This is a genomic window from Streptomyces sp. NP-1717, assembly GCF_022695985.1.
GTDB lineage: Bacteria > Actinomycetota > Actinomycetes > Streptomycetales > Streptomycetaceae > Streptomyces.
The window spans coordinates 1-26796 of sequence record NZ_JAAPBF010000091.1 but is presented as its reverse complement, the minus strand read 5'-3'; the positions used below and the strand labels follow the sequence as shown (position 1 = coordinate 26796).

The following is a 26796-nucleotide window of genomic DNA, read 5'->3' as shown; positions in this document are numbered from 1 at the left end:
ACCGCTCCTCCACCGACCCGCTCGGTGTCGTGGTCACGGGTCAGGGCGGTGTGGGCAAGACGTCGCTGGCGCTGGACACCGCCCATCGGGCCCTGGAACGGGGCTGGTTCCCGGGCGGTGTGCTGTACGCGGACGCGGGCACCCTCCCGGCGGAACGCCGGCCGGGACCCGAGGAACTGCTCAGCGCCTTTCTGCGCATGCTGGGTGTCCCCGGCGGCGAACTCCCGCCGCACCGCATCGGTCTCGAAGCGCTCTTCCGGTCCCAGCTGAAGACCCACGGGGACGAGCGGGGGGCGGTGCTGATCCTGCTCGACAACGCCGCGGACGAGACCCAGTTCACGCCGCTGCTGCCGGCCGACCCACGGCACCGGCTGCTGGTCACCGCGCGGACGCGGCCGGAGGCGCGGGACCTGGCCGTACTTCCGCTGCATGTCCTGACCGCGCGGGACTCACGGGCGCTGCTGGGTGCGGCCGACGACGCCGGCGACAACGGTGAACTGGACGAACTCGCCGCGCTGTGCGGCCATCTGCCCCTCGCGCTCGGCGTCGTACGGGCGCGCCTGGACCGGGAGGAGCACGACGCGGCCCCCCTGCTGAGCGCGCTGCGTCCGCAGCGCGACCGGCTCGGTGAACTGGGGCTGGACGCCACCTTCGATCTCAGCTACCGCAAGCTCGACGAGCCGACGGCCCGGCTCCTGCGGATGCTCGGACTGCATCCGGGCCGGATGCTCGACACGGCGTCGGCGTCGGCGCTGAGCGGGCTGTCTCCGGCGCGGACGAGGCGGGCGCTGGACCGGCTGCGCGACGACCATCTGCTGCTGCCCGGTGGCACCTCCGGGCAGTTCCGTTTTCACGATCTGACCAGGCTGTACGCGCGGGCCCGGCTCGCGGAGGAGACGGACGAGGCCCGCGCCGGGGCGCTGAGCCGGCTGCTGGACCACTACGCGGACGAGGCGGGCGCGGCGGACCCCGGCCCCTGGTTCGAACAACACGCGGCAGCCGCCGCCGGGGCGGTGGGCATGGCTGTCGCGGCGGACGCCCACGAGCGCGTGGCGGCGATCGGGGACCCGCTGCTGGAGTTCCTGACGAAACGCGCCCAACTGGTGGAGTCGCTGCACCTGCTGGGCGATCTGGTGGCCTCCGCGCAGCGGGCAGGGAAGTTCGCGCGGCAGATCGAGCTGCTGGGCACGATGGCGGCCCGCTACGGCGATCTCTCCTGCTGGGACCATCAGATGACGTGTTTCGACGCCGCCAACCTGGTGAACGTCCGGCACCCGGTCCGGGCGCGGGACTGGCACGACGTCAACGCCGAATCGGCCGCGATGAAGGGCGACCTCATCGGTGCGATCAGGCAGCGGCGGAAGGCGGTCTCCCTGTGGCGGCAGGACGGGAACACCGAGAGGGAACTGGACTCGCGTATCGCACTGGGTGACCACCTCACGGAAGCCGGGCACCCCGACCAGGCCCGGCAGGTCCACCGGGACGCCGCGGATCTCGCCGAGTCGGCCACCGAGCCGGTACGGGCGGCGCGGGCCCACCGACGGCTGGCGAAGGACGCCGGGAATCGCGGGGAGTGGGACGCGGCCCGGATACACGGTGTCACCGCGCAGGAGTTCGCCGTGCGCTCCGGCGATGTGCGCGCCACGGTGGTGGCGGTTCGCGCCCGCGCGGATACGGAGCTGCTGGCATCCGCGCCCCGCGCGGCGGCGCCCCTGCTGCGTGACGCCCTGGAGCTGGCGCGCGCGCACCGGTTACCGAAGGAGGAGACCACCTGCCAGCTCATGCTGGCCAGGCTCTACGTCGACAGCGGCGAGAGCGAGCTGGGCTCGGAGCTCTTCGACGCCGTACGGCCCCTCATCGAGGCCCAGGGGGCACGGGACGCGCCACCCGACGTTCCGCCTCCTCCCCCGCTCTCCCGGGAGTTGCTCACCCTCCGCGACCGGGCCAGGACGGTGATCCTGCCGGCGTCCACCGTTGTGTGGGCCGGCGGGTGCCTGGCCGCCACGGTGGTGGGCGGAGGCGGACCGACGGCGCTCTGGGGTGCCCAGCTGGGGCTGATGGTCGTCGGGGCCTGGGCGGCCCGGCGCTACTGGCGCCACGGCATCGCGCGGGGAAGGCTCAATCTGCTGGCCGTCGCGTCTCAATTGGTCGTCCCGATGCTCGCCGCGGGCGTCCTGTTGGCCATCGCGCTTGCCGCTCCCGAGCGGGATTCGACCGCGGTCATGGTCGTGACCGCCGCCTGCCTCCTGTTGCTTCAGATGGCGCTCGTCTGGGCGGGCCCGCGCCATCTCATGAAGCGCCCGTACAAATGGGTACGGTCCCGGCTCCACGCCGCACGCTGAGTCGCCACCGCTCACCCCGCGTGATCCCATGGCGCTCATGCGTGTTGGCCGGATGACACTTGAGAGAAATTGTTGGCACGCAGTGCCTTGTCCAACGACACGGCGTGCCATACGTTGTGTATGTCCGGGCGGCCGGCGTACCGAGACCTCTCGTACGCCGACTGTCCCCGCGAGCCACCCGGCCCGTGTGCCCGGACGCCTGCGTCACAGGCATCCCACGCGCCCACCCGGCGTCGCCGAGCACCGCCACGCGCCGAACCGACGGCACACCTCCACCGCACCACGCGCACAGCGCGACCCCTCGTCCCATCCCTCAGGGACCTGTTCAGCGTTCCCGCAACACGCTTCGCCGGAGGCCACATCGTGAAGGACATCCTGGACGCCATCCAGTCGCCGGACAGCACGTCCGCCGACTTCGCCGCACTGCCCGTGCCCGAGACCTACCGGGCGGTGACCGTGCACAAGGACGAGACCGAGATGTTCGCGGGTCTCGAATCGAGCGAGAAGGACCCGCGCAAGTCGCTCCACGTCGACGACGTGCCGGTGCCCGAACTCGGGCCCGGCGAGGCCCTGGTGGCCGTGATGGCCAGCTCGGTCAACTACAACTCCGTCTGGACCTCGATCTTCGAGCCGATGTCGACCTTCGGCTTCCTGGAGCGCTACGGCAAGCTCAGCGAGCTGTCCAGGCGCCACGACCTGCCGTACCACGTCATCGGCTCCGACCTGGCCGGGGTCGTGCTGCGCACCGGCCCCGGGGTGAACACCTGGCAGCCCGGCGACGAGGTCGTCGCGCACTGCCTCTCCGTCGAGCTGGAGAGTTCTGACGGGCACAACGACACGATGCTCGACCCGGAGCAGCGCATCTGGGGCTTCGAGACGAACTTCGGCGGCCTGGCGGAGATCGCGCTCGTCAAGTCCAACCAGCTGATGCCCAAGGCCAAACATCTGACCTGGGAGGAGGCGGCGGCCCCCGGTCTGGTCAACTCCACCGCGTACCGCCAGTTGGTGTCGCGCAACGGCGCCGGCATGAAGCAGGGCGACAACGTGCTGATCTGGGGCGCGAGCGGCGGACTCGGCTCGTACGCGACCCAGTTCGCGCTCGCCGGCGGCGCCAACCCGGTCTGTGTGGTCTCCAGCGACCACAAGGCCGAGATCTGCCGGCGCATGGGCGCGGAGGCGATCATCGACCGGACCGCCGAGGACTACCGGTTCTGGGAGGATCCGCACCACCAGAACCCGCGTGAGTGGAAGCGGTTCGGCAAGCGCATCCGTGAACTCACCGGCGGCGAGGACGTCGACATCGTCTTCGAGCACCCGGGCCGTGAGACCTTCGGCGCCAGCGTCTACGTCACGCGCAAGGGCGGCACGATCGTCACCTGCGCGTCGACGTCCGGCTACACGCACGAGTACGACAACCGCTATCTGTGGATGTCGCTGAAGCGGATCGTGGGCTCGCACTTCGCCAACTACCGCGAGGCGTGGGAGGCCAACCGGCTCGTCGGCAAGGGAAAGATCCACCCGACGCTGTCGAAGGTGTACGCCCTGGAGGAGACCGGCCAGGCCGCGTACGACGTGCACAGCAACCGGCACCAGGGCAAGGTCGGCGTCCTCGCGCTGGCACCCCGCGAGGGGCTGGGGGTAAGCGACCCGGCGACCCGTGCTCAGCACATCGACGCCATCAACCGCTTCCGGGACGTGTGACATGCCGGAAGCGGAACGGGAGGCCGCCGGCGGCGGGCGCGCGAAGGACCGGCCCTGGCTGATGCGGACGTACGCCGGTCATTCGACCGCCGAGGCGTCCAACGAGCTGTACCGGAACAACCTGGCCAAGGGCCAGACCGGTCTCTCCGTCGCCTTCGACCTGCCGACACAGACGGGTTACGACCCCGATCACGTCCTGGCGCGCGGCGAGGTCGGCCGGGTCGGTGTCCCCGTGTCCCATCTCGGCGACATGCGGCGGCTGTTCAAGGACATCCCGCTGGACCGGATGAACACGTCGATGACGATCAACGCGACCGCCATGTGGCTGCTGGCGCTGTATCAGGTGGTCGCCGAGGAGCAGGGCGCGGACAGCGATCGGCTCCAGGGGACGACGCAGAACGACATCGTGAAGGAGTACCTGTCGCGCGGGACGCACGTCTTCCCGCCGGTGCCGTCCCTCCGGCTGACCACCGACATGATCACGTACACGGTGGCGCACATCCCCCGGTGGAACCCGATCAACATCTGCAGCTACCACCTCCAGGAGGCGGGGGCGACCCCGGTCCAGGAGATCGCGTACGCGCTGTCGACGGCCGTCGCCGTGCTGGACGCGGTGCGCGACAGCGGACAGGTGCCGGCCGAACGGTTCGGTGACGTCGTCGCGCGGATCTCGTTCTTCGTCAACGCCGGGGTCCGCTTCGTCGAGGAGATGTGCAAGATGCGCGCCTTCGGCCGCATCTGGGACCAGGTCACCCGCGAGCGGTACGGCGTGGGCGACGAGAAGCAGCGGCGCTTCCGTTACGGCGTCCAGGTCAACTCCCTGGGGCTGACGGAGGCACAGCCGGAGAACAACATCCAGCGCATCGTGCTGGAGATGCTGGGCGTCACGCTCTCCAAGGACGCCCGTGCCCGTGCCGTACAACTCCCCGCCTGGAACGAGGCGTTGGGGCTCCCCCGGCCCTGGGACCAGCAGTGGTCGCTGCGCATACAGCAGGTACTCGCCCTGGAGAGCGACCTGTTGGAGTACGAGGACATCTTCGCCGGGTCGCACGTGGTGGAGGCGAAGGTGTCGTCCCTGGTCGAGGACTCGCTGGCGGAGATGGCGCGCATCGAGGAGATGGGCGGCGTGATGGCGGCCGTCGAGTCCGGCTATCTGAAGTCGCGGCTGGTCTCGTCGCACGCCGAGCGCCGGGCCCGTATCGAGTCGGGCGAGGAGAAGATCGTCGGCGTCAACTGCTTCGAGGCGACCGAGCCCAACCCGCTCACCGCCGATCTGGACACCGCGATCATGACGGTCGATCCGGCGAACGAGGCCCGGGTGGTCGCCGCGCTGAACCAGTGGCGGGCGGGCCGGGACGACACGCGGGTGAGCGAGTCGCTGGCCGCCCTGAAGCGGACCGCGGCCGGCACCGGCAATCTGATGGCGGCGACCGTGGAGTGCGCGCGGGCCGGCGTGACGACCGGTGAGTGGTCCTGGGCGCTGCGGGACGTCTTCGGTGAGTTCCGGGCGCCGACCGGGGTGGGCGGCGCGCCGGTCGCGGTCGCCGCGGAGGCGGGGACGCCGCTCGCCGCCGTACGGGAGAAGGTGTCCCGTACGGCCGCCGAACTGGGCGCGGGGCGGCTGCGGCTGCTGGTGGGCAAGCCGGGGCTGGACGGGCACTCCAACGGGGCCGAGCAGATCGCCGTACGCGCGCGGGACGCCGGGTTCGAGGTGGTCTACCAGGGCATCAGGCTGACGCCCGAACAGATCGTGAACGCCGCCGTCGCCGAGGACGTGCACTGCGTCGGCCTGTCGATCCTCTCCGGTTCGCACGCCGCGCTGGTCCCTGACGTGCTGGCCCGGCTGCGCGAGGCGGGGGCCGGGGACATCCCGGTGATCGTCGGCGGGATCATCCCGGGCGCCGACGCCGAGGCGCTGCGGACCGCCGGAGTGGCCGCCGTCTTCACCCCGAAGGACTTCGGGATCACCGAGATCATCGGCCGTATCGTCGACGAGATCCGTCACGCGAACAAGCTCGACCCCCTGGAGGTTTCCCCATGACCACGTCGGCCACGTCCACCGCGGCGGAGACGCCCGCGAACAGGCTCCGCCCCCGCCGCTCGTGCCTGGCCGTGCCCGGCTCGAACCCGCGTTTCCTGGAGAAGGCGCAGGGGCTGGCCGCCGACCAGGTCTTCCTCGATCTGGAGGACGCCTGCGCCCCGCTCGCCAAGGAGGGCGCCCGGCACACGATCGTGGACGCGCTCAACAAGGGTGACTGGACGGGCAAGACCCGGGTCGTACGCGTCAACGACTGGACGACGCACTGGACGTACCGCGACGTGGTCACGGTCGTGGAGGGCGCGGGCCACAATCTGGACTGCCTCATGCTGCCCAAGGTCCAGGACGCGCAGCAGGTGGTGGCGCTGGATCTGCTGCTGACCCAGATCGAGAAGACGATGGGCTTCGAGGTCGGCAGGATCGGTATCGAGGCGCAGATCGAGAACGCCAAGGGCCTGGTGAACGTGGACGGGATCGCGGCCTCGTCGCCGCGGCTGGAGACCATCGTGTTCGGCCCCGCCGACTTCATGGCGTCGATCAACATGAAGACGCTGGTGGTCGGGCAGCAGCCGCCCGGTTACGGCGCGGACGCCTACCACTACATCCTGATGCGGATCCTGATGGCGGCCCGTACGCACGATCTCCAGGCGATCGACGGGCCGTTCCTCCAGATCCGGGACGTGGACGCGTTCCGTGAGGTCGCGGGCCGCGCCGCCGCGCTGGGCTTCGACGGCAAGTGGGTGCTGCACCCCGGGCAGATCGACGCCGCGAACGAGATCTTCTCGCCGTCGCAGGAGGACTACGACCACGCGGAGCTGATCCTCGACGCGTACGAGCACGCGACGTCCGAGGCGGGCGGCAAGAAGGGGTCGGCGATGCTCGGCGACGAGATGATCGACGAGGCGAGCCGCAAGATGGCGCTGGTCGTCTCCGGCAAGGGCCGGGCCGCGGGTCTGCGGCGGACCTCGAAGTTCGAAGCCCCGGAGGCGTGAGCGATGCGATTCGGACGCACCTTTGAGGAGTTCGAGGTCGGGGCCGTGTACAAGCACTGGCCGGGAAAGACCGTCACCGAGTACGACGACCACCTGTTCTGTCTGCTCACCATGAACCACCATCCGCTCCATCTCGACGGCAACTACGCACAGAAGACCACCGATTTCGGCAGGAACGTGGTGGTGGGCAATTACATCTACTCGCTGCTGCTCGGTATGTCGGTGCCCGACGTCTCCGGAAAGGCCATCGCCAATCTGGAGGTCGAGTCGCTGCGGCACATCGCGCCGACCTTTCACGGCGACACGCTTTACGGCGAGACGACCGTCCTGGACAAGACACCGTCACGGTCCAAGGACGACCGGGGAGTCGTATATGTCGAGACGAAGGGCTACAAGCAGGACGGCACGGTCGTGTGCGTGTTCCGCCGCAAGGTGATGGTGCCGACCGCGACCTACATCGACAAGCGCGGCGGCGAACAGCCCGGCCGCCCCGAGCCGATCACGCAGGAGAGCTGACTCATGAGCCGTCTCGCCCAGACCGCGGATTTGACCGACATTCAGCGGGAGATCCTCTCCACGGTGAGGGACTTCGTCGACAAAGAGATCCTGCCGGTGGCCAACGAGCTGGAGCACCGCGACGAGTACCCGACCCGGATCGTCGAAGGGCTGAAGGAACTCGGCCTGTTCGGGCTGATGATCCCCGAGGAGTACGGCGGACTGGGTGAGTCCCTTCTCACGTACGCGCTCTGCGTGGAGGAGATCGCCCGCGGCTGGATGTCCGTCTCGGGCATCGTCAACACGCATTTCATCGTGGCGTACATGCTGAAGCAGCACGGCACCCAGGAGCAGAAGGACACCTTCCTGCCGCGCATGGCGGCCGGCGAGGTGCGCGGCGCGTTCTCGATGTCCGAGCCGGGGCTCGGCTCCGACGTGTCGGCGATCACGTCGAAGGGCGTGCGGGACGGCGACGAGTACGTGCTGGACGGCCAGAAGATGTGGCTGACGAACGGCGGCACGTCCACGCTCGTCGCCGTTCTGTGCCGCAGTGACGAAGGCCACCCCCAGGGGACGGCCCCCCACAAGTCGATGACCACGTTCCTGGTCGAGAAGGAGCCCGGCTTCGGTGAGGTACGGCCCGGTCTCACCATCCCCGGCAAAATCGACAAGATGGGCTACAAGGGCGTCGACACCACCGAGTTGATCATGGACGGACTGCGCATTCCGGCCAATCGGGTCCTCGGCGGAACCACCGGACAAGGGTTTTACCAAATGATGGACGGTGTCGAGGTGGGTCGCGTGAACGTCGCCGCGCGTGGCTGCGGGGTCGCGCAGCGTGCCTTCGAACTCGGCGTCTCCTACGCCCAGCAGCGCCACACCTTCGGCAAACCGATCGCCCAGCACCAGGCGATCCAGTTCAAGCTGGCGGAAATGGCGACCAAGGTCGAGGCGGCCCATGCCATGATGGTGAACGCAGCACGCAAAAAGGACTCCGGGGAACGAAACGACCTGGAGGCGGGGATGGCGAAGTACCTCGCGTCGGAATACTGCAAGGAAATCGTGGAAGACGCATTCCGTATCCACGGTGGATACGGCTTCTCCAAGGAGTACGAGATCGAGCGTCTCTACCGGGAGGCACCGATGCTGCTGATCGGCGAAGGCACCGCCGAGATTCAGAAAATGATCATCGGTCGCCGACTGCTGGAGGAGTACCGATTCCAAGGCTGATCACGGCCTTTGATCCCATTTGACCGCCCACAACATCACACCGCGTCATCGTCTTCCGGCCGCCGACTCGGCTTCTGCATTGCCCAGTTGCACCCGGCAACCGATACCATCGACGGAAAGCCGCCGTCCCCCGTTGCCCGAGCGGCTCCATCCGCTACGAAGGTCATCCATGCCCCACAGCCAAACCTCCGCACCACGCGGCAGCGTCCGCCTCGCACGCGGAGCATCGCCGTGGCTTCTGCCGACCGTCGCCACCGCAGCACTCAGCCTGGTCCGTGCGCGCCGATCGAGGCGCGCCGCCGCCGTCGCTGTGCCCGCCACCGCTCTCGCGGCAGGCATGCTGTGGTTCTTCCGCGACCCCGAGCGAGAGATCACACAGGGCCGGGTCATCTCGCCGGCCGACGGAGTGGTGCAGAGCATCATGCCGTGGAAGGACGGGCGCACCCGCGTCGCGATCTTCATGAGCCCGCTGAACGTGCATGTGAACCGTGCCCCCCTCGCGGGCACGGTGACGTCCGTGGAGCACATCCCCGGCGGTTTCGTTCCCGCTTTCAACAAGGAGAGCGAGAACAACGAGCGCGTCGTCTGGCACTTCGACACCGAACTCGGCGACATCGAGATGGTGCAGATCGCCGGCGCCGTCGCCCGGCGCATCGTGCCCTACGTACCGCAGGGGACCAAACTGGAGCAAGGCGAGCGCATCGGACTGATCCGTTTCGGCTCACGCGTCGACATCTACCTTCCGGAAGGTGTCGAGGTAGCCGTCGAGGTCGGCCAGACGACGACCGCAGGGGTGACTCGAATTGACCGTGATTGATCCCGACACACCGGCCGGCTGGGTCGCCGAGGCCGAGGAGGAGGACGAAGCCGAAGACATGCCGCTCTCCATGCGGCTGTCGATAGCCGACACCCTCACTCTCGGCAACGCGACCTGCGGCTTCATGGCCGTCTACTTCACCACCACCGGCATCCTGATCCCGCACCTCACGGGCAGCGAAGAGACCGGCATGGCCCGGCACTCCGCGGCCACCGCCGTGATCCTCATGCTCTGCGCGGCGGTCTTCGACCTCTTCGACGGACTCGTGGCGCGCAAGCTGCGCAGCTCGCCGATGGGCGCGGAGCTGGACAACCTCTCCGACCTGATCAGCTTCGGTCTGGCGCCCGCGTACTTCGTGCTCGTGTACGGCATGGTCGCCGACGACGCGCATCAGCGGGTCTCGGCGCTGGCGGCGATCGTGGTGCTGCTGGCGGTGGTCCTGCGGCTCGCGAGATTCTCCTGCGTGACGCTGAAGGACGGCATGTTCCAGGGCATGCCGAGCCCCTTCGGCGCGCTGACGGTCGTCTCCATCGTGCTGCTTGAGCTCCCCTTCGTACCGACGCTGCTCGCCATCATCGGTGTGGCGTGGCTGATGGTGAGCCGGGTCGAGTATCCGAAGCCGCGGGGTGTCCTCGCGGTGGCGATGCTGAGCTGGATCGTGGCCGCGATGGGGCTCCTGGCGGCCTGGGCGTTCGACGCACCGGGCGGGCAGCTCCTGCTCCAGACGGGCTGTGCGCTCCAGGTGGTGACGGGCGCGGTGATCCCGCTCTTCGCCACGGCGCGACGGGTGAACACGTTCCGTGACAACCGCCGCGAGGCGCGGGCCGCGCAGCATCCGTAGCGGACATCGGTACAGGGAAGGGCCCGGACGCCTGAGGCGTCCGGGCCCTTCCCTGTCCGTACCGGTGACCCGTTACCCGCCGAAGGTGAACGACTCCGCGGGCTTCGCGACCTGCGCCTCCTGGACGACCTTCAGACCGCCGGGCACCTTCGAGTCCGGCTTCATGATCACGGACTGCCGGGTGGAGGGCGCCGCCGGGTCCGAGAAGTCGTGCGTGATCCCGAAGCCGGTGGAGAACGCGTCGAGCCCGAGGAGCGCCTTGTCGATGCCCGCCCTGGTGAGGTCCTTCTTCTCGCAGGCCGTCTTCAGCAGCTCGCCGTAGAGCGTCGCCGCCGTCCAGCCGGACACGACGCCGTTGTCGAGGCCGTCGTCCGGGTAGGCGGCGGCGTACTCGGTGGCGAGCTTCTTCGGCGCTGGCTCGTCCGAGCCGATGGGCAGGGTGGAGGAGGCGATGTAGTAGTCCTTCATCAGCGCCGGGCCCGCCGCCGTGGCGAGCAGCTGGGGCGCGAACGCCGAGTTGTTGCCGACGACCGGCACGTTGAATCCGCCCGCCGCCGCCACACCCACCAGGGAGGCCGCCTGGCGCGGTCCGGCGCTGATCACGACGGCCTTGACCCCCGCCTTCTTGAGCGCGGCGACCTGCGCGGACATGTCGTTGTCGGTGGGCTTGATCTTCTGCTCGACGACCGTGAGACCCGCCTGCTCCGCCGCGTACTCGGAGCCGACGAGCGCGTTCTCGCCGTAGTCGCCCTCGAAGTAGACATGACCGATCTTGTCGCCCTTGGTGATGCGCTTCTGGGCGAGGAGGTAGTCGATGGCGTTGATGGTCTCGATGTCGTACGTGGCGCCGACGACCCGTATGTACGGGCTGCCGAGCAGATTGGCCGACCACGCCTGCGGCAGGACGAGGCCCTTGTCCTGCCCGTCGATCCGCTTCTCGACGGCGGCGACGAACGGCGAGCCGATGAACTGGGCGAAGCCGAGGACGTCCGGCTCCAGCTCCGTGTAGGCGGCGACGGCCTTCTGCGGGTCGTATCCGTGGTCGCGTACGGTCAGCTCGATCGTACGGCCGCAGATACCGCCCGCCTTGTTCGTCTGGTCCGCCCAGAGCTGCTGGGCCTGGGTGACGCTCTTGCCGAGCGAGGCGTAGACCCCGGTCATGTCGGTGAGCACACCGAGCGAGATCGTCTTGTCGCTGACGCCCTGCCCGGTCTTCACGCCCCCGGCGGCTCCGTCGGTGGCCTTGTCGTCGCCCTCGGTGGCCTTGCCGCTGCACCCGGCCAGCGCGAGGGCCAGGACGACCAGCAGCGCCGCGCCGGCCCTCGGTGCGTTCGAATGACGTGCGCGTCGCTTCATGACTTCTCCCGTGAGAACCGTCGAACCTTCGGAACTGACAGGCGGGTGAGTCCGCCGGGCAGGAAGAGCACCACCGCGACGATCGCGGCGCCGTACAGATAGCGGGACGCCTCGCCCGGTGTGACGCCGCCCGAGCCCGGGTCGGCGACCAGCGGGAGCGAGTCGCTGTAATGGGTGAGGATCTGCGGCAGCAGGGCCACGAAAGCCGCGCCGACGACGGCTCCGGCGACCGTGCCCAGACCGCCGATGACGATCATGGCGAGATATTCGAGGGCGAGGATCATGCCGAAGTAGTCGGGCACGGTCCGCTGGAAGATCAGCGCGATCAGTACGCCGGCCAGGCCCGCGTACATGGACGACAGGACGAACACGGCGGCCCGGTAGCGGGCGACCGGCACGCCCATCACACCGGCGGCGATGCGGTGGTCACGGATCGCGTTCATGGCCCGGCCGGGCCTGCCGCGCAGCACCCCGCGTGCGAAGAGCCCGCCGACGAGGAGGGCGAACAGGCCCGCGTACCAGAGCTTCTCCGACGCCCCGAAGGGGACGGCGGCGATCACGACCTCGGTGTCGTCGAAGGCGAAGCCGAAGAGGGAGAGCACGGGGACGTCGCGGCCGTTGAACCCGCCGGTCAGACCTCCCGCGTTGAAGAGCACATGCTGCCCGATGAAGATCAGCGCCAGGGTCGCGATGCCGAGATAGGCGCCGCGCAGCCGGCCGGCGATGGGGCTGAAGAGGCCGCCCGCCGCGCCCGCGAGGAGGACGGCGAGCAGTGCCGCGAGCCAGGTCGGCAGGCCGAGCCCGGTGAGCTGCCGGCCGTTCTCCTCGCCGCTCTCGCCCGCGAGGACGCAGTAGCCGTAGGCGCCGACGGCGAGGAAGAAGGAGTGGCCCATGGAGAGCTGTCCGGTGGCGCCGGTGAGCAGATTGAGGCCGATGGCGCCGATGGCGGCGGCCATCGCGAAGAGCCCGGCCTGGAGCCAGAAGCGGTCGAGGTAGAAGGGCAGGGCGAGGAGCAGGAGGGAGCCGGCGAGCCAGAGGTAGGCGCGCGGGTCGCGGTGCGGTGGGGCCTTGGTGGGTGCGTGGGTCGTGTCAGACACGGGCCAGCTCCTTCGTACCGAAGAGCCCGGCGGGCCGGACGAGCAGCACCGCGACCATCACCAGATACGGCGCGAGGTCGCCGAAGCCGCGTCCGAGGAAGGTCAGATCGCTCTGGTAGCCGGTGGCGAAGGACTCGGTGACGCCGACGATGAGGCCCCCGGCGAGCGCTCCGGTCGTGGAGTCGAGGCCGCCGAGTATCGCGGCGGGGAAGGCCTTGAGCGCGGCGAGGGAGGTGGCGCGTTCGAGACCGGGGGTAGGGAAGACCGTGAGGAAGAGCGCGGCGACGGCGGCGAGCGAGCCCGCGACCGCCCAGGCGGAGAGCGAGACCCGGCCGAGGCGTACGCCCATGAGCGCGGCGGTCTGCGGGTTCTCCGCCGCCGCGCGCATCGCGACGCCCCAGGTCGTGTAGCGGAAGGCGAGCAGGAACGCGGTGATCAGCAGCGCCGCCGCGACGAAGGCCGCGACCCGGGTCTGGGCGATGGTGACGCCCCCGACGGTGAGGAGTTCGTCGCCCCACGGGTCGCCGAGCGCCAGGACGTCGGTACCGATGCGGCGGGTGAGTTCGGTGGTGAGGAGGATGTCGACGCCGATGGTGACGATGGCGAGGACGCTGTGGTCGGCGCCCCGGTAGCGGCGCATGACGGTGTACTCGACGGCCGAGCCGACGACGGCGGCGCCCGCGATGCCGACGGCGAGCGCCGGCCAGAAGCCGATGTCGTCGTGGAGTACGGCGGTGACGTAGCCGCCCGCGAGGAGGAGCGAGGCGTGGGCGAAGTTGACGACTTCGGTGGCCTTGAAGATGACGACGAAGCCGAGGGCGATGAGGGCGTAGACGGAGCCCATGGAGAGTCCGCCGAGGAGGAGTTCGACGAAGGTGGTCATGACGTGGCCTCCTCGTTGGCGTCGGGGTGGGTACGGTCGGCTCGCTCGGCGGCGTCGGTGTCGGTGGTGGTGTCGGCGTCGGTGGTGTCGGCGGCGTCGGCGCTCTCGCCGAGGTAGGCGCGGACGACGGCCGGATCGCTCTGGACCTGGGCGGGTGTCCCGCCGGCGATCCGGCGTCCGAAGTCGAGTACGGTCACGGCGTCGGCGAGCCGCATCACCACCCCCATGTCGTGTTCGACCAGCACGATCGAGATGCCGAGGCTGTCGCGTACGCCGGCCACGACGGCCGCCGTACGGCGCCGTTCGTCGGCCGTCATCCCGGCGACGGGTTCGTCCAGGAGCAGCACCGTGGGCTCCATGCACAGGGCGCGGCCCAGCTCGACGAGCTTCTGTTTGCCGTACGGGAGTGCCCCCGCCGGCCGCTGAAGATCGTCGGCCAGCCCCACGAACTCGGCGATCTCGCCCACCCTGGCCCGGTGTTCGCGGGCCTCGCGGGCGGCGGACGGCAGCCGGAGCCCGGTGGCGACGAAGCCGGCGCGGGTGAGGCGGTGGCGGCCGAGCAGCATGCTGTCCGCGACGGTCGCGTGCGGCGGGAGCGCGAGGTTCTGGAAGGTGCGGGCGACACCCAGCGCGGCGACACGGTGCGGGGCGAGCCCGGTGAGTTCGGTCGCGCCGAGTCGGACGCTGCCGGAGGTGGCACGGTAGACGCCGGACAGGACGTTGAAGCAGGTCGACTTGCCCGCCCCGTTGGGGCCGATGACGGCGTGGACGCTGCCGGGTTCGACGGTGAAGGAGACCGAGTCGAGCGCGGTGAGTCCGGCGAACCGGACGGTCACGTCGGTGACGGTGAGCGCCGGCGGGGTGTGGAGGGCGGATCCGGTGGCGGGCCCGCCGGTGTGCCCGACCGTCCGTTCGGGATGTCCGGCCGACGTACGGGCCGCCGGGACGGCCGGCCTCTTCCTCTTGGGGTCCGTCACGCGCTCCACCTCCGCAGCACCGGCGCGGAGGCCTGGGCCCGGCCCGCGTCCTCGGCGGCCGTCTCGTCGACGACTCCGAGGTAGCGGCGGCGCACCTCGTCGGAGGAGGCCAGCTCGGCCGCGTCCCCTTCGAGCGTGACCTCGCCGACCTCCATGACGTACGCGCGCGACGCCAGCCGCAGCGCCATGGCCGCGTTCTGCTCGACCAGCAGGACCGCTGTGCCCCTGGCGTTGATCTGCTGGATCGTCTCGCCGATGCGGGCGGCCATGAGAGGGGCGAGCCCGAGAGAGGGCTCGTCCAGGAGGAGCAGCCGGGGGCGGGCCATCAGACCCCGGCCGAGTGCGAGCATCTGCTGTTCGCCGCCGGAGAGGAGTCCGGCGCGCTGGCCCGCGCGGTCCGCGAGTACGGGAAAGAGTTCGTGCACCTCGGCGAGGGACGCCGCGTACCGCTTGCGACCGCCGGGCGCGCCGAGTGCGCCGGCCCGGAGGTTGTCGGCGACCGTCATACGGGCGAACACCTGCCGCCCTTCGGGGACTTGGACGACACCGGCCGCGACGACACCGGCGGCGCTCAGTCCGCCGAGGGGCCGGCCGTCGAAGTGGACGGTGCCGCCGCCCGCCGTACCCCGGTGGAAGCCGAGGGTCTGCGAAATGGCCCTCAACAGCGTGGACTTGCCCGCGCCGTTGCCGCCGAGCACCGCGGTGATCCCGCCGGACGGTACGTCGAGGGACACCTCGTGCAGGGCGCGCACCGGGCCGTAACCGACGGACAGGGCACGCACTTCGAGCGCGGCCATGCATTCTCCTCTGCGTTGCGCCGGGCGTTGTTCGGATGCCGATGATCCGGATGTGCGGTTCGGACGTACGGTTCAGATGTCCGGTTCGGATGTCCTGACATGCCGTGGAGGCACACCTCAGCACCGGGACGGGGCACCGTCCACGGCGGTGAGCCGAATCGCTGCCGATGACCAGCGGTGCGGCGGCCGGATTGTGCACGCGCACAAGGTCTGTCGCGGCGCGCCTGCCGGTGGCATCCTCACCAGCCATGGGTGGCCGCAGAGCGCGCACGGAACGTGAGTGGTCGGTCCTGGTGACCGCGTCCCGGATGCTGCTGGAGCGCGTACCGGCGCTGACGGACCAGTTGTTGGACGAACTCACGCTCCACTCCTCGCAGTTCGACGCGGCGGTGCCGCGTGACGAGCACTGGCGGCAGATCAACGAGGCGATGCGGTACGGGATCGAGGCGATCGCCGCGCCGCGTACGGCGCCGCGCCGCGATCTGGCGTACGCGGAACAACTGGGCCGGCGGCGGGCGGAGCAGGGGCTGGCGCTCGACCTCTTACTGCACGCCTACCGGCACGCCGGCTATCTGGTGTGGGACGAACTGCTGCGCATCGTCAGCGAGGAGGACCCCGACGACGTACCGCTGCTCGTGCACACGGCGTCCCACATGTGGGCGGGCGTCGACCGGCAGGCGACGACGGTCGCGGAGGCGTACCGCAGTACGGAGCAGTCGATGCGACGGCGCAGCGACGAGCGGGTGCAGGCCCTGCTCGACGCGCTGCTGGAGGGCCGCTCGACCCCCGGCCTCGCGGCGCGGGCGGCGGCCGGTCTCGACCTGCCGGAGCAGGGGCGTTACGCGGTGGTGGTCGTCCGGGTGGAGCGACGGGAGGGGCGGGAGCCGTTCCGGCGGGTGGCCGTGGCGGAGGGGATGCGCTTCTTCTGGCGGATGCGGACGGACTGCGAGATCGCGGTGGTCGCGTTCGAGGGGGAGACGGGGCTCACGGAGCTGACGGCGGAGCTGGTGCGGCCCTGCCAGGGGCCGGGCGGTGTCAGCCCGGTGGTGGACAGCCTGTCCGGGCTGGGGCAGGCGCGCCGGCTGGCCGAGACGGCGCTGCGTACGCTCCCGCCGGACGCGCAGCGCATCGTCCGCCTGGACGAGCGCCTCCCGACGGCCCTGGTGGTCAGCCAGCCGGAACTGGCGGCCCGTCTGATCGCCGACGTGTTCGGCCCGCTGCTGGACCTGGACCCGGCGGACCGCGCGGTGCTGCTGGAGACGCTGGACGCGTGGCTGGAGTACGGGGGTTCGGCGGGGCGCGCGGCGACGCGTCTGTACTGCCACCGCAACACGGTCTTCAACCGGCTGCGCCGCCTGGAGCAACTGACGTCGCGCTCACTGTCCCGCCCCCGCGACCTGATCGAAATGACCCTGGCGCTGGACGCGTTCCGCCTCACGCCGGGGTGAGGGTGGCTGCCGGTTTTCAAGCCCGCCCGGCGATTGAGGGCCCCACCAGGCCGGCCACTCTCCAGCCCGTCCGGCGATTGAGGACACAACCGGTCGCGTCGGGAACCGACTTGAGCCCGTCCGGCGATTGAGGACAGAGAACGACGCCCCCTCACTCGCCCTTGCGGGTGATCCGCGTGATACGAACCCCCGTCGCCCGTGAGAATTCCGCCTCGTCCGACAGGCCGAGCGCCCGCGCCAGTTCCCGTCCGTACACATCCATGGCGGACTCGACGAGCGCGGCGAAGGCGTCCGCCGACTGGCGCCCGCTCCGCCGGGCGGAGCCCGTCATCACCAGCGCCACGGCCGCGGCCGGCCACCACCACACGGCGAGGACCAGGCAGAGCACACCCCAGGCGGCACGGCGCGCCGCCGTCGTGAGTTCGGCGCGGGCCGAGCGGAGGTCGTCGCGCGGCACGTCCGGCAGCAGCAGCCACAGCCGGGGCCAGGCGGTGGGAAGGTCCACGGCATAGGCCCTGCGGAGGCGGGACTCCGCGGCGGCCATGCGGTCCGCCATCCAGGTGGGGTGCGCGGGGCGGGTGAGGGCAATGCGGTTGCGGGCCTCGTACAGCCTGGTCAGTGGCAGGAGGTCGGCGGAGGCGGGCTCGGCGGGGTGCCCGGGAGCATCGGCGGCGGCCGCGGGCCCGGGCCCCAGCGCCGTCGCCGATTCCCGGGTCCGCGCCTCGGCCGACTCCGCCGCCCCGACGAGGCGTTGCCGCTCCTGTGCGCACAGACGGTCGGCCCGCTCCCACTTCGCGCGACGCCGCCGGCTCAGCCGCTCACCGATGCGGGTGGCGAACGGCCAGTCCCCCAGCCACCATCGCTCCACCCAGCCCGCCACCGTCGCGGCGAGCAGTCCCGCGCCGGCGGAGGCCGCGAGTACGAGCGCCAGTACGAGGGCGACCGTGCCGGGCGTGCGTGCGGCGGGCTCGGCGGCCAGCGTGTCCAGACGGTGCACCAGACGTGCGGTGTCCAGGGCATGGGCGTGGCCGAGCTGCCCGGCGACGGCGACCAGCGTCATGAAGAGGAACCCGGGCAGCACCAGCAGCGACACCCACTTGTCGGCGAGCCTGCCGCCGAGAGCGGCCAGGAACGCCGTCACGGCGATCCAGCCCCGTACCCGTCGCCGTACCCCCCGTACCGCTTCAGCGTCAGCGCCCTTCCGGTGAAGGAGCACACCGGTGGCCGCGCCACGAAATCGGCGCGTGCGCAGTGCGCCGTCGGGCACACGTACGCCTCCACCAGCGGCTCACCCGGGCCGATCAGAGCCGGCACGCCACCGGTGTCCCCGCGCAGGCTGCCGCCCCAGCCGCAGTGGCGCAGCAGTTCTTCGACGCGGTCCAGCAGGACCGGCAGTTCCCCGTCCGGCCGGGCCAGGGCCCCGAGCGCGGCGTCCAGTGCGTCACCCACCCCGCCCTGCCTACCCAACTGGCGTATCTGCTCGTAGCGTTGACATATCCAGGCAAGGGCCGCCCGGTCCGGTGCACTGGCCACGGTCGCGTGTCACCTCGTCCCCGGTAGGAAGCAGTCGCCCCACAGTAACGACGAGTTGACGGGCAGTCAGCGGTATCCGCGGTGTTGACGGGGACGAGGGGGCGGTGTGTCGATACCCGGGGAGCCCGCGCACCTGCGTGACACGCTCGTCGGCGCGCTGCACGCGCGGCTGCGGCGCTTCATGATGAGCCAGGACGTGACGGCCGTGCTGGACGCGGTGGTGACGCGGCAAGCCGCTCAGCTCCAGCGGGCGTTACCGCGACCGGACCGCGACCCGGAGGCGGTCCGGCTGCTCCATGGCCTGTACCGGGCGCGGGCTCTCGCCTGTCTCCTCCAGGACGACGAAGCCGCGGCGGAGCGCGAGCAGTCGGTCGTGGACGCACTGGTCCGGTTCATGGAGCGGGCCGGATGGGCCGATGAGCCCGCCGATGAAGAGGGGCCGGACGCCGAGCGGTTGACCGTCGCGGTACGGCGGGCGGAGACACTCACCGAGGACGCCGCGCGAGCCGTCGCGGCGGCCGTGGACGACGGCGGAGCCGCGGCTCGGGCGTGCGCCGTGTGCGAGGAGGCCCTCGACGCGGTGCCCGAGGCGCTGCCCCATCTGCGCGCGGGCCCACTACAGTTGTGGGGTGTCGCGCTGCGGCTGCGCTTCGAGCGCACCGGGGACCCCGCCCACCTGCACACCTGTGTCTCCAAGCTCCGCGAGGCGCTGGCACTGGCGGGTCCCGGCCATCCGTACCGCACGGCGGTTCACAGCACACTCGGTGTCGCTCTGCGCGTGCGCTACGAGTACGCGGGGGAACTCTCCGATCTGGAGGCAGCGGTACGCCACTGCCGGTCGGCCGCGGACGCCGGAGACGCGGACGCCGGTACGGAGCCGGAGGCAAAGGCGGGACACCACCACAACCTGGGGCTCGCGCTGCGGCTGCGTCACCAGCGTCTGGGAGAGAGCGCCGACCTGACCCACGCACTGCGCGCGCACCGTACGGCGGTCGCGCGCAGCGATGCCGGGACAGCCGGTTTCGCCGTGTTCCAGCTGGGGCTGGGAAACGCGCTCGGGGAGGCGCTGGCCGAGGCGGTGACGTTCCTCCCGTCCCCCGCGGACGTGGCGCGGGCCCGGGCCGAACGCATGGCCGCGTTCACCGCCGCCGCCGACCACGCCGGTACTCCCGAGACGGCGGCCCTCGCGCAGGCCGGCCGTGCGGGCGCCCTCGCGAGCGCGAACGCGACACCCGCGGAGTACGTCACGGCCGCGCGCGAGTTGCGCCGTACTCTCGCCGCGCTGCCCGAGGGGCACCCGCTCCTCGCCAAGTGCCGCTACCAGTTGGGCAGGGTGCTGATGGAGCTCTCCGTCCGGGAGCGCGACCACCGGCACATGCCCGAGGCCCTCGTCCTGCACCGCGCCGCCTCCCTGCAGAGCACCGCCGACACCTGGGTACGGCTCGCCGCGGCCATGTTCCGGGGTACCGCGGCCATGGCTCTTGAATCCCCTCACGAGGCCGCCGACGCCTACGCGCTCGCCGTGGAGCTGCTGCCCCGGCTCGCCCGCCCCCAACTCGCGCTCTCCGATGCCGAGTTCAGCCTCGCGAGTACGACCTCACTCGCGAGTGACGCGGCTGCCTGCGCGTGGCGCGCCGGGGACCCGGGGAGAGCGCTCCGTCTGCTGGAGATGGGGCGTGGGGTGCTGCTCGCCCAGGGGGTGCACAACCGTGGCGACCTCGCCGAACTCCGTTCCCTGGACGCCGCGTTGGCCGACCGCCTCACCGCTCTGCAGGCCTTCTTCGACCGGGGCGGGCCCGGCGCGGAAGGGGATCTGCGGCACGTCCGCGCCCGCGAGTGGGAGGAGCTGCTCGCCGAGATCCGCGTCCTGCTCCCCGACTTCTGGCGGCCACCGCCGCTCGACGAGCTTCTCGAACAGGGAAGCCGCGGGCCCGTCGTCGTGGTCAATGTCAGCCACTACGGCTCCGCGGCCTTCCTGCTCACCCCCGCGCGTACGGGCGGGGGCCTCCGCGTGCTCCCGCTGCCCCTACTCACCCCGGACGCGGCCTCGTCGCACTCCGCCGCTCTGCGGTCGGCGCTGTCCCTCCTCGCGGACCCCGGCACCGACCTGTTGGCGCACCCCGTCCAGCAGACGCGCATCAGTGACGTGCTGGCCTGGCTGTGGGACGCGGTCGTCTCCCCCGTGCTCGACGCCCTGGGGCCGGCCGAACGTGTGTGGTGGGTGCCGACCGGCCCCCTGGCCGTGCTGCCGCTGCACGCGGCGCAGCCGCCGGGCCGGCCCGGCGTACTGGACGCCGTCATCAGTTCGTACGCGCCCACCGTCGCCGTCCTGGCCCACGCCCGCCGGCCGCGACGGCACGCGCCGCCGCCCTCGTCGGCGCTGATCGCCGCCGTGCCGGCGGCGCCCGGCTACCGCTATCTGCACCGCGCCGACGAAGAGGCCCGGTACGTCGCGCGGCTCTTCCCCGAAGGCCGCCTGCTGCTGGGCGGGGCCGCGCACCGCGACGCCCTGGAGGAAGGGCTCCGCGCGCACCCGGCCACGTTCCACTTCAGCGGCCACGGTGTGGCCGACCCGCTCGCGCCCTCCGCAGGGCGTCTGCTCGCCGCCGACGGACCGCTGACGGTCGCCGACGTCGCCGCGCTGGATCTGCCCGGCGCCCATCTGGCGTACCTGTCCGCCTGCGCGACCGCCCATGCCGGACTGCACCTGCCCGACGAGGCTCTCCACCTGACGAGTGCCGTGCAGATGGCGGGCTACCGTCATGTGGTCGGCACTCTCTGGCCCGTCGACGACACCGAGTCGCTGATGCGCGTCCGCGCCTTCTACGGCCACCCGCTGTGGTCCACCGACCCGGCCCTGGCCCTGCACGACACGGTCGTCTCCGCGCGCGACACGCATCCGCTCGCCCCCTCCCACTGGGCGGGCCATGTGCACAGCGGCGGGTGACGCCTACCATGAGGCTCAACCGGCAGACGGACGACGGGGGTTCATATGCCCGGCCGCACCTCTCGTATCGGTATCCGGCTCCGCATGGCCATCGAGATGGCATACCGGGACGACAAGCCGGTCAGCGAGCGCCGCGCCCGCCAAGCGGCCGAGGCGGGCCTCGCCAGGGGCATGACCGTGTACGGGCTCGGGATCGCGCTTCAGGGCAGGCACGAGGAAGCACACCGCTGGCTGGCGCGGGCCGCCGCGGCGGGCGATCCCGTCGGCCTCGCGGCGCTGGTGACTCTTGAGGTCGAGCGTGGCGACGAGCACGGGGCGATGTCCCGGCTCCATTCGGGCGAGGCCAAGTTCGGGGCGCTCAGCATGCGTATCGCCCTGCTCCAGGTGTGGACACGGCGTACCGTTCCCTTCGACGCGAAGGCGCTCCCGCCGGGCGTGCCGGATCCTGCGCTCGCCCCGTCGCCGACCGCCAAGGAACGCCAGGTGGCGCGGGCGGGGCACGCGCCGTTCGCCTGGGCGCGGCTGCGCGACGAGCTCGAACCGCACCCGACGACCGACTCCCCGCAGATCATTCCGATGCTGCTGATGACGCGGGTCGCCGAGGGGGACGTCGAACTCGCCGACGCGTGGTGCGTGGTGGCCGAGCAGGTCCACCGAGGGGCCGCGCAGGGCCTGTCCGGGGCGGGCCCCACGCATCAGGGTTCCCCTGCTGCCACCGCCGGTTCCCCGGCCCCGTACGACGCGGATCCGGTCCCCGCCGAGCAGTTGGGGCGCGCGAGGCGGATCCGGGACGAGTTGCGCGAGCTCTGCGGCGGCACGGTCGGCGAGGGGGCCGAGGACGCAATCCCGCCCGGGACCCCGCGCCCGGTCAGCGCCGAGACGGCGAAGTACCTCGGTTCCCGGGCCGCCCACAGGGACGATCTCGCCGCTGCCCAGGCGTGGTTCGAGCGCGCCGCCGGTGAGGGCGACCCGGAGGCGATGCTGTACGTCGCCGAGGTGGTGAGGAATCGCTTCGGCATGGCGCGGGCCGAGGCTTCCTTCCGGAAGGCCGCCGACGCGGGCAGCGCCCCGGCGGCGCACCTGTACGCGGAGCACCTCCGCACGCGGGGTCAACTGGGCGGCGCGGAGGACTACTTCCGCCGTGCGGTGGCCGGCGGTCACCACGAGTCGCTGCTGAACCTCGGTGTCCTCCTGCGCCAGAAGGGGGACGCGTCCGGCGCCGAGACGTACTACCGCAGGGCACTGGAGGTCACGGACGCCGCCACCCGGGCCCACGCGCACAACAACCTCGCGAACCTGCTGCACGACCGCGGTGACGACTCGGCGGCGGAACCTCACTGGCGCAGCGCCGCCGAAGCGGGGGAAACGATGGCGATGGCGAGTCTGGGCGCGCTCTGCGGAGAGCGCGGCGATCTGGTGGAAGCCGAACGCTGGTTCCGGGTGTCGGCGGAAGCGGGCAACACCACCGGCATGCTGAACCTCGCGTTCGTCCTGAAGATGCGCGGCGCGATGGTGGAGGCCGCGCTGTGGCTGGAGCGGGCGTCCGGCGCAGCCGAAACGGCGCCGGGGCCCGCGTCGTCGGAGACGGGCTCGGGCCTGTCCCTCGACGCCTCGGACATCGACGCCTGGACGACCGGCCCGGACGATTCCCACGGCTCGCACTGACCTGACCTGACCTGGCCGGACCGGACCGTGATCACGTCCGGGCCCGGCCCGCCCGGACGGACAAGCCCGCGCGGTATCAGGTCGGGAAGGCCGCGTGCGACGGACATCGAAGCGTGCACGACCGGCCCCGACAGTCTCCACAGCTCGGACTGACCCGGCCGGACCGCGGTCACGTCCCGGCCCGGCCCCGCCCGGACGGGCAGGACCCTCGCGGTGTCAGGCCAAAAAGGCCGCGTGCCAGGGACATCGACGCGTGCACGACCGGCCCCGACAGTCTCCACAGCTCGGACTGACCCGGCCGGACCGCGGTCGCCTCCGGACCGGGCCCCGCCCGAACGGACGGGGCCGTGCGGTATCAGGTCAGGAAGTCGCGGGCGATGGACGTCGACATGCGTTCCAGCAGCGGCCCCGCCTCCGCCATGCAGCGCGCCGGGTCCGGTTCCAGGTCCGTCAGGGCGTACGCGCGGCGGATGCCCGCGCGGCCGAGGGCGTCCGCGGGCAGCGCCAGCCGGCCGCAGACCGCGATCACCTCGATGCCCCGCGCGCGTGCCGCCGCCGCGACGCCCGCCGGGGCCTTGCCGTGCAGGGTCTGTTCGTCCAGGGATCCCTCGCCGGTGATGACGAGCGTGGCGCGGGACAGCGCGGGGCCGAAGCCGAGCACGTCGAGCATGACCTCGATGCCGGGCCGGAAGCTCGCGGCCAGGCCGACGAGGGCGCCGTACCCGATGCCGCCCGCCGCGCCGGCGCCGGGTGAGAGCGCGGCCTCGGCCGCCCCGGCCCCGACGGTCTTCTCCAGGACGCGCGCGTAGTGCGCGAGCGCCGCGTCGAGCGCGGCGACGTCCTCGGGGGACGCGCCCTTCTGCGGGCCGTAGATCGCCGCGGCGCCCTTCGGCCCGGTCAGCGGGTTGTCGACGTCGCTGGCGAGGACGATGTCCGTGTCGGCGATACGGGGATCGAGCCCGGACAGATCCACGGTAGCGAGATCGCGCAGCCCGCCGCCCCCCGGTCCCACCGGTCGCCCGTCCGCGTCCAGGAAGCGTCCGCCGAGCGCGGCCAGCATGCCCGCGCCGCCGTCCGTCGTGGCGCTGCCGCCGACGCCGAACACGATGGTGCGCGCGCCCGCGTCGAGCGCGGCGCGCAGCAGTTCGCCGGAGCCGTACGTCCCGGCCGTCAGGGGCGCGAAGACGCCCTTCGGGAGGTGCTGGAGGCCCGACGCCTCCGCCATCTCCACGACGGCCGTGCCGTCGCGCAGCGCGTACGCCGCGGTGAGTTCGTCGCCGAGCGGCCCGGTGACCCGTACCTCACGCCGTTCGAAACCGGCCGCCACGGCCGCGGCGACGGTGCCGTCACCGCCGTCCGCGACGGGCAGTGCCTCGACCGTCACGTCGGGGGCGACCAGACGCAGCCCGGAGGTCACCCGTTCGGCGACCTCCACGGCCGTGAGCGACCCCTTGAACTTGTCCGCCGCGACGAGCACGTGCGCGGCCTCGGTTACTGCTCCGTCCGTCACCTTGTCATCCTTTGCTTTTCGAACAGGCAGTCGCGCCGCACCGACCCTATCCGGCCACACGGCTTCCTGCCCATGGGCACCGCTCCCTTCCGGAGCCGCGAAAGGCAGGCAAACCTCCCATGGACATGGGTGCGGTCGCAGCGCCCGGAGGCGGCCCCTGATCTAGGCTTTCCGCGTGACGACAACTCGCGATGCCGACTATCTCGCCTACATCGCCGGGCTCCCCCGCGTGCTCGCCGGTGCCGCCGTGCTCTTCCGGGACCGGGAGGGGCGGGTGCTGATCGTCGAGCCCGGCTACCGGCCCGGCTGGGCGCTGCCCGGCGGGACCATCGAGTCGGACGAGGGCGAGACGCCGCGGCAGGCCGCGCGGCGCGAGACGCTCGAAGAGATCGGCCTGGACGTCGAGTTGGGACGGCTGCTGGTGGTGGACTGGGCGCAGGCGCCGGACCGGCCGCCCATCGCCGCGTATCTGTACGACGGCGGTGTGCTGGACGACGAGCGGCTCGGCGAGATCCGGCTCCAGCACGAGGAGTTGCTCTCCTGGCGGCTTGTGGACCGCGCCAGGATCCCCGAGTTGATGATCGGCTCGCTCGGCGGCCGCGTCCTGGCGGGGCTCGACGCGCTCGAAGCCGGTACAGGGGCCGTCGAGTTGGAGAACGGCCGCCCGGTCGGATGATCCGCGTACGTGCGGTGGTGACGGGTGCGGCGGGAGCTGCTCTCATATGTCATGTACGCGCCGCACTACCGTCCGACCGCGGTTGACGCCGGTTCACATCGCGTTGGCTCGCCGTGCACGCGCGCCCTGCATGATCCAGAATCCCAGGCCCAGGACACCGGAGGGAACATGCGACGGCAGATTCGCGGCGGGCTGACGGCCCTGCTCACCACGGCGGTTGTGGCGGCGGGCGCGGTGACCGCGTCGGCGGAAGCGGCGGGAACAGCGGAAGCGGCGGAGACGGCGGCAACGGCGCACACCGTGGACACGGCGGGCACGGACACCGGCTCGGGGCCGGCAGCCGGGCAGGGCGCCGGGCAGGGCGCGCCCAAGCCCGCCAAACCCCCCGAGCTCCCGGCGACCGTGGACGGCGGCGCCTGGAAGTCGGGCCATGTCCAGGGCATGGCCGTCGACCGCCGCAAGGGCTTCATGTACTTCTCGTTCACCAACCTCCTCGTCAAGACCGATCTCACGGGCAAGCCGGTCGGCTCGGTCACCGGCTTCACCGGGCACCTCGGGGACCTGGACTTCAACACCGGGGACGGCAGGGTCTACGGCTCCCTGGAGTACAAGGCGGCCAAGGCCTTCTACATCGCGATCTTCGACGGTGACCGCATCACCGAGATGGACATGGACGCCCAGACGACCGGGGTCGTCTCGACCGTCCATCTCCAGGAGGTCGTGGACGACTACACGGCCGACATGGACGGCGACGGCGTCTTCGACGGCAACACCGCCAACACCGCCGACCACCGCTACGGATGCAGCGGCATCGACGGCGTCGCGTTCGGCCCCGCCTTCGACGGCAGGCGCCCCGACGGCGGGCGTGGCCCGGCGCGGACGCACCTGCTCACCGTCGCGTACGGCGTCTACGCCAACACCACCCGGCAGGACAACGACAACCAGGTGCTGCTCCAGTACGACATCCGCCGGTGGAAGAAGTACGAGCGCCCGCTCACCGAGGCCGACCCGCACACCAGCGGCCCCGGATCGCCGGACGGCAAGTACTTCAGCTACACGGGCAACACCACGTACGGCGTGCAGAACCTCGAATACGACGCGTACACCGGCAACTGGCTGCTCGCCGCGTACAAGGGCACAAAGACACAGTTCCCGAACTACTCGCTCTTCGTGATCGACGGATCCAGGCGCCCGGTCACGGGGCCCGTCAGCGGCCAGCCGGTACCGGAGCGCGGGCGGCTGCTGCCGCTCCTGGCGCGGGGGCTCCACCACCCGCCGACCGGCATCCACGGCTGGGAGTCCACCGGACAGTACGGGCTGGTGTCGCTCGACGACGGCCGCTACTACCTCGCCGAGGCCGGCACGGTCGTGGAGGACGGCGTGACCAAGCAGACGGGCAAGGCCGTCATGAACCGCTGGACCGGCGGCACGCCCACCCCCTTCACCCCGGT

Annotated in this window: 21 protein-coding genes; 13 read left to right on the top strand and 8 right to left on the bottom strand. The window is 71.4% G+C overall.

Annotated elements, in window-relative coordinates; translation table 11 throughout:
- The 8 genes from GXP76_RS19405 to pssA form a co-directional block, all read left to right on the top strand.
- Positions 1 to 2342, top strand: a 2342-nt coding sequence (locus GXP76_RS19405; RefSeq protein ID WP_242572815.1) for a hypothetical protein, incomplete at its 5' end; no start/stop codon positions are given.
- A 363-nt stretch (positions 2343 to 2705) separates the two neighbouring features.
- Positions 2706 to 4043: a crotonyl-CoA carboxylase/reductase gene (ccrA, locus tag GXP76_RS19400; protein ID WP_242572814.1), complete on the top strand. Its 1338-nt coding sequence runs from the start codon at positions 2706 to 2708 to the stop codon at positions 4041 to 4043.
- A 1-nt stretch (position 4044) separates the two neighbouring features.
- Positions 4045 to 6084 (top strand): protein meaA, encoded by a 2040-nt coding sequence (locus GXP76_RS19395; RefSeq protein ID WP_242572813.1) that lies wholly within the window; start codon positions 4045 to 4047, stop codon positions 6082 to 6084.
- Entirely contained in the window at positions 6081 to 7073 is a 993-nt protein-coding gene (locus GXP76_RS19390; RefSeq protein ID WP_242572812.1) for a CoA ester lyase, read from the top strand. The genes GXP76_RS19395 and GXP76_RS19390 overlap by 4 nt, the downstream gene beginning before the upstream one ends.
- Before the next feature lie 3 nt (positions 7074 to 7076).
- Positions 7077 to 7589 (top strand): MaoC family dehydratase, encoded by a 513-nt coding sequence (locus tag GXP76_RS19385; RefSeq protein ID WP_242572811.1) that lies wholly within the window; start codon positions 7077 to 7079, stop codon positions 7587 to 7589.
- Positions 7590 to 7592: 3 nt separating this feature from the next.
- Complete coding sequence (locus GXP76_RS19380) at positions 7593 to 8798, top strand: acyl-CoA dehydrogenase family protein (protein WP_242572810.1); 1206 nt, start codon at positions 7593 to 7595, stop codon at positions 8796 to 8798.
- A gap of 169 nt (positions 8799 to 8967) precedes the next feature.
- Positions 8968 to 9615, top strand: coding sequence for a phosphatidylserine decarboxylase (locus GXP76_RS19375; protein ID WP_242572809.1), 648 nt, complete (start codon positions 8968 to 8970; stop codon positions 9613 to 9615).
- Positions 9602 to 10456 carry a CDP-diacylglycerol--serine O-phosphatidyltransferase gene (gene pssA / locus GXP76_RS19370; protein ID WP_187280227.1) on the top strand — a complete coding sequence of 285 codons (855 nt, stop codon included), beginning with the start codon at positions 9602 to 9604 and terminating at the stop codon, positions 10454 to 10456. The genes GXP76_RS19375 and pssA overlap by 14 nt, the downstream gene beginning before the upstream one ends.
- A 72-nt stretch (positions 10457 to 10528) precedes the next feature.
- On the opposite strand, the gene GXP76_RS19365 is transcribed toward pssA, so the two are convergent.
- The 5 genes from GXP76_RS19365 to GXP76_RS19345 form a co-directional block, all read right to left on the bottom strand.
- Positions 10529 to 11812 carry an ABC transporter substrate-binding protein gene (locus GXP76_RS19365; protein WP_242572808.1) on the bottom strand — a complete coding sequence of 428 codons (1284 nt, stop codon included), beginning with the start codon at positions 11810 to 11812 and terminating at the stop codon, positions 10529 to 10531.
- Positions 11809 to 12909: a branched-chain amino acid ABC transporter permease gene (locus GXP76_RS19360; RefSeq protein WP_242572807.1), complete on the bottom strand. Its 1101-nt coding sequence runs from the start codon at positions 12907 to 12909 to the stop codon at positions 11809 to 11811. Before GXP76_RS19360 ends, GXP76_RS19365 begins: the two co-directional genes overlap by 4 nt.
- Positions 12902 to 13792, bottom strand: coding sequence for a branched-chain amino acid ABC transporter permease (locus tag GXP76_RS19355; RefSeq protein WP_242572806.1), 891 nt, complete (start codon positions 13790 to 13792; stop codon positions 12902 to 12904). The genes GXP76_RS19360 and GXP76_RS19355 overlap by 8 nt, the downstream gene beginning before the upstream one ends.
- Positions 13789 to 14628, bottom strand: a complete 840-nt coding sequence (locus GXP76_RS19350) for an ABC transporter ATP-binding protein (RefSeq protein WP_242572816.1) — start codon at positions 14626 to 14628, stop codon at positions 13789 to 13791. The genes GXP76_RS19355 and GXP76_RS19350 overlap by 4 nt, the downstream gene beginning before the upstream one ends.
- Before the next feature lie 137 nt (positions 14629 to 14765).
- Complete coding sequence (locus tag GXP76_RS19345) at positions 14766 to 15566, bottom strand: ABC transporter ATP-binding protein (RefSeq protein WP_242572805.1); 801 nt, start codon at positions 15564 to 15566, stop codon at positions 14766 to 14768.
- Positions 15567 to 15814: 248 nt separating this feature from the next.
- Between GXP76_RS19345 and GXP76_RS19340 the strand changes: the two genes are divergently transcribed.
- Positions 15815 to 17014 (top strand): CdaR family transcriptional regulator, encoded by a 1200-nt coding sequence (locus GXP76_RS19340; protein WP_242572804.1) that lies wholly within the window; start codon positions 15815 to 15817, stop codon positions 17012 to 17014.
- 151 nt (positions 17015 to 17165) lie between these two features.
- Here the strand turns inward: GXP76_RS19340 and GXP76_RS19335 are convergent, their stop codons facing one another.
- Together GXP76_RS19335 and GXP76_RS19330 are read right to left on the bottom strand one after the other, a co-directional pair.
- Positions 17166 to 18155: a hypothetical protein gene (locus GXP76_RS19335; protein ID WP_242572803.1), complete on the bottom strand. Its 990-nt coding sequence runs from the start codon at positions 18153 to 18155 to the stop codon at positions 17166 to 17168.
- The gene (locus GXP76_RS19330) at positions 18152 to 18463 is read right to left on the bottom strand and encodes a hypothetical protein (protein ID WP_242572802.1); all 312 of its coding nucleotides are present in this window, start codon (positions 18461 to 18463) and stop codon (positions 18152 to 18154) included. Before GXP76_RS19330 ends, GXP76_RS19335 begins: the two co-directional genes overlap by 4 nt.
- A 190-nt stretch (positions 18464 to 18653) precedes the next feature.
- Between GXP76_RS19330 and GXP76_RS35895 the strand changes: the two genes are divergently transcribed.
- Together GXP76_RS35895 and GXP76_RS19320 are read left to right on the top strand one after the other, a co-directional pair.
- A complete protein-coding gene (locus GXP76_RS35895; protein WP_242572801.1) occupies positions 18654 to 21494 on the top strand; it encodes a CHAT domain-containing protein in 2841 nt (946 codons plus the stop codon).
- An 84-nt stretch (positions 21495 to 21578) separates the two neighbouring features.
- Complete coding sequence (locus tag GXP76_RS19320) at positions 21579 to 23159, top strand: tetratricopeptide repeat protein (RefSeq protein ID WP_242572800.1); 1581 nt, start codon at positions 21579 to 21581, stop codon at positions 23157 to 23159.
- A gap of 355 nt (positions 23160 to 23514) precedes the next feature.
- On the opposite strand, the gene GXP76_RS19315 is transcribed toward GXP76_RS19320, so the two are convergent.
- A complete protein-coding gene (locus tag GXP76_RS19315) occupies positions 23515 to 24669 on the bottom strand; it encodes a glycerate kinase (protein WP_242572799.1) in 1155 nt (384 codons plus the stop codon).
- A 175-nt stretch (positions 24670 to 24844) separates the two neighbouring features.
- On the opposite strand from GXP76_RS19315, the gene GXP76_RS19310 reads away from it, so the two are divergent.
- Entirely contained in the window at positions 24845 to 25345 is a 501-nt protein-coding gene (locus tag GXP76_RS19310; protein WP_242572798.1) for an NUDIX hydrolase, read from the top strand.
- A 168-nt stretch (positions 25346 to 25513) separates the two neighbouring features.
- A partial coding sequence (locus tag GXP76_RS19305; protein WP_242572797.1) for a hypothetical protein occupies positions 25514 to 26796 on the top strand: 1283 nt, incomplete at its 3' end.

What these genes read in the sequence shown, in the direction of transcription:
- GXP76_RS19375 (WP_242572809.1), top strand. Translation starts at nt 8,968, where the DNA reads ATGCCCCACAGCCAAACCTCCGCACCACGCGGCAGCGTCCGCCTCGCA.
- GXP76_RS19390 (WP_242572812.1), top strand. Translation starts at nt 6,081, where the DNA reads ATGACCACGTCGGCCACGTCCACCGCGGCGGAGACGCCCGCGAACAGG.
- GXP76_RS19345 (WP_242572805.1), bottom strand. Translation starts at nt 15,566, where the DNA reads ATGGCCGCGCTCGAAGTGCGTGCCCTGTCCGTCGGTTACGGCCCGGTG.
- GXP76_RS19355 (WP_242572806.1), bottom strand. Translation starts at nt 13,792, where the DNA reads ATGACCACCTTCGTCGAACTCCTCCTCGGCGGACTCTCCATGGGCTCC.
- GXP76_RS19340 (WP_242572804.1), top strand. Translation starts at nt 15,815, where the DNA reads ATGGGTGGCCGCAGAGCGCGCACGGAACGTGAGTGGTCGGTCCTGGTG.
- GXP76_RS19395 (WP_242572813.1), top strand. Translation starts at nt 4,045, where the DNA reads ATGCCGGAAGCGGAACGGGAGGCCGCCGGCGGCGGGCGCGCGAAGGAC.
- GXP76_RS19320 (WP_242572800.1), top strand. Translation starts at nt 21,579, where the DNA reads ATGGCCATCGAGATGGCATACCGGGACGACAAGCCGGTCAGCGAGCGC.
- GXP76_RS19380 (WP_242572810.1), top strand. Translation starts at nt 7,593, where the DNA reads ATGAGCCGTCTCGCCCAGACCGCGGATTTGACCGACATTCAGCGGGAG.
- GXP76_RS19385 (WP_242572811.1), top strand. Translation starts at nt 7,077, where the DNA reads ATGCGATTCGGACGCACCTTTGAGGAGTTCGAGGTCGGGGCCGTGTAC.
- GXP76_RS19365 (WP_242572808.1), bottom strand. Translation starts at nt 11,812, where the DNA reads ATGAAGCGACGCGCACGTCATTCGAACGCACCGAGGGCCGGCGCGGCG.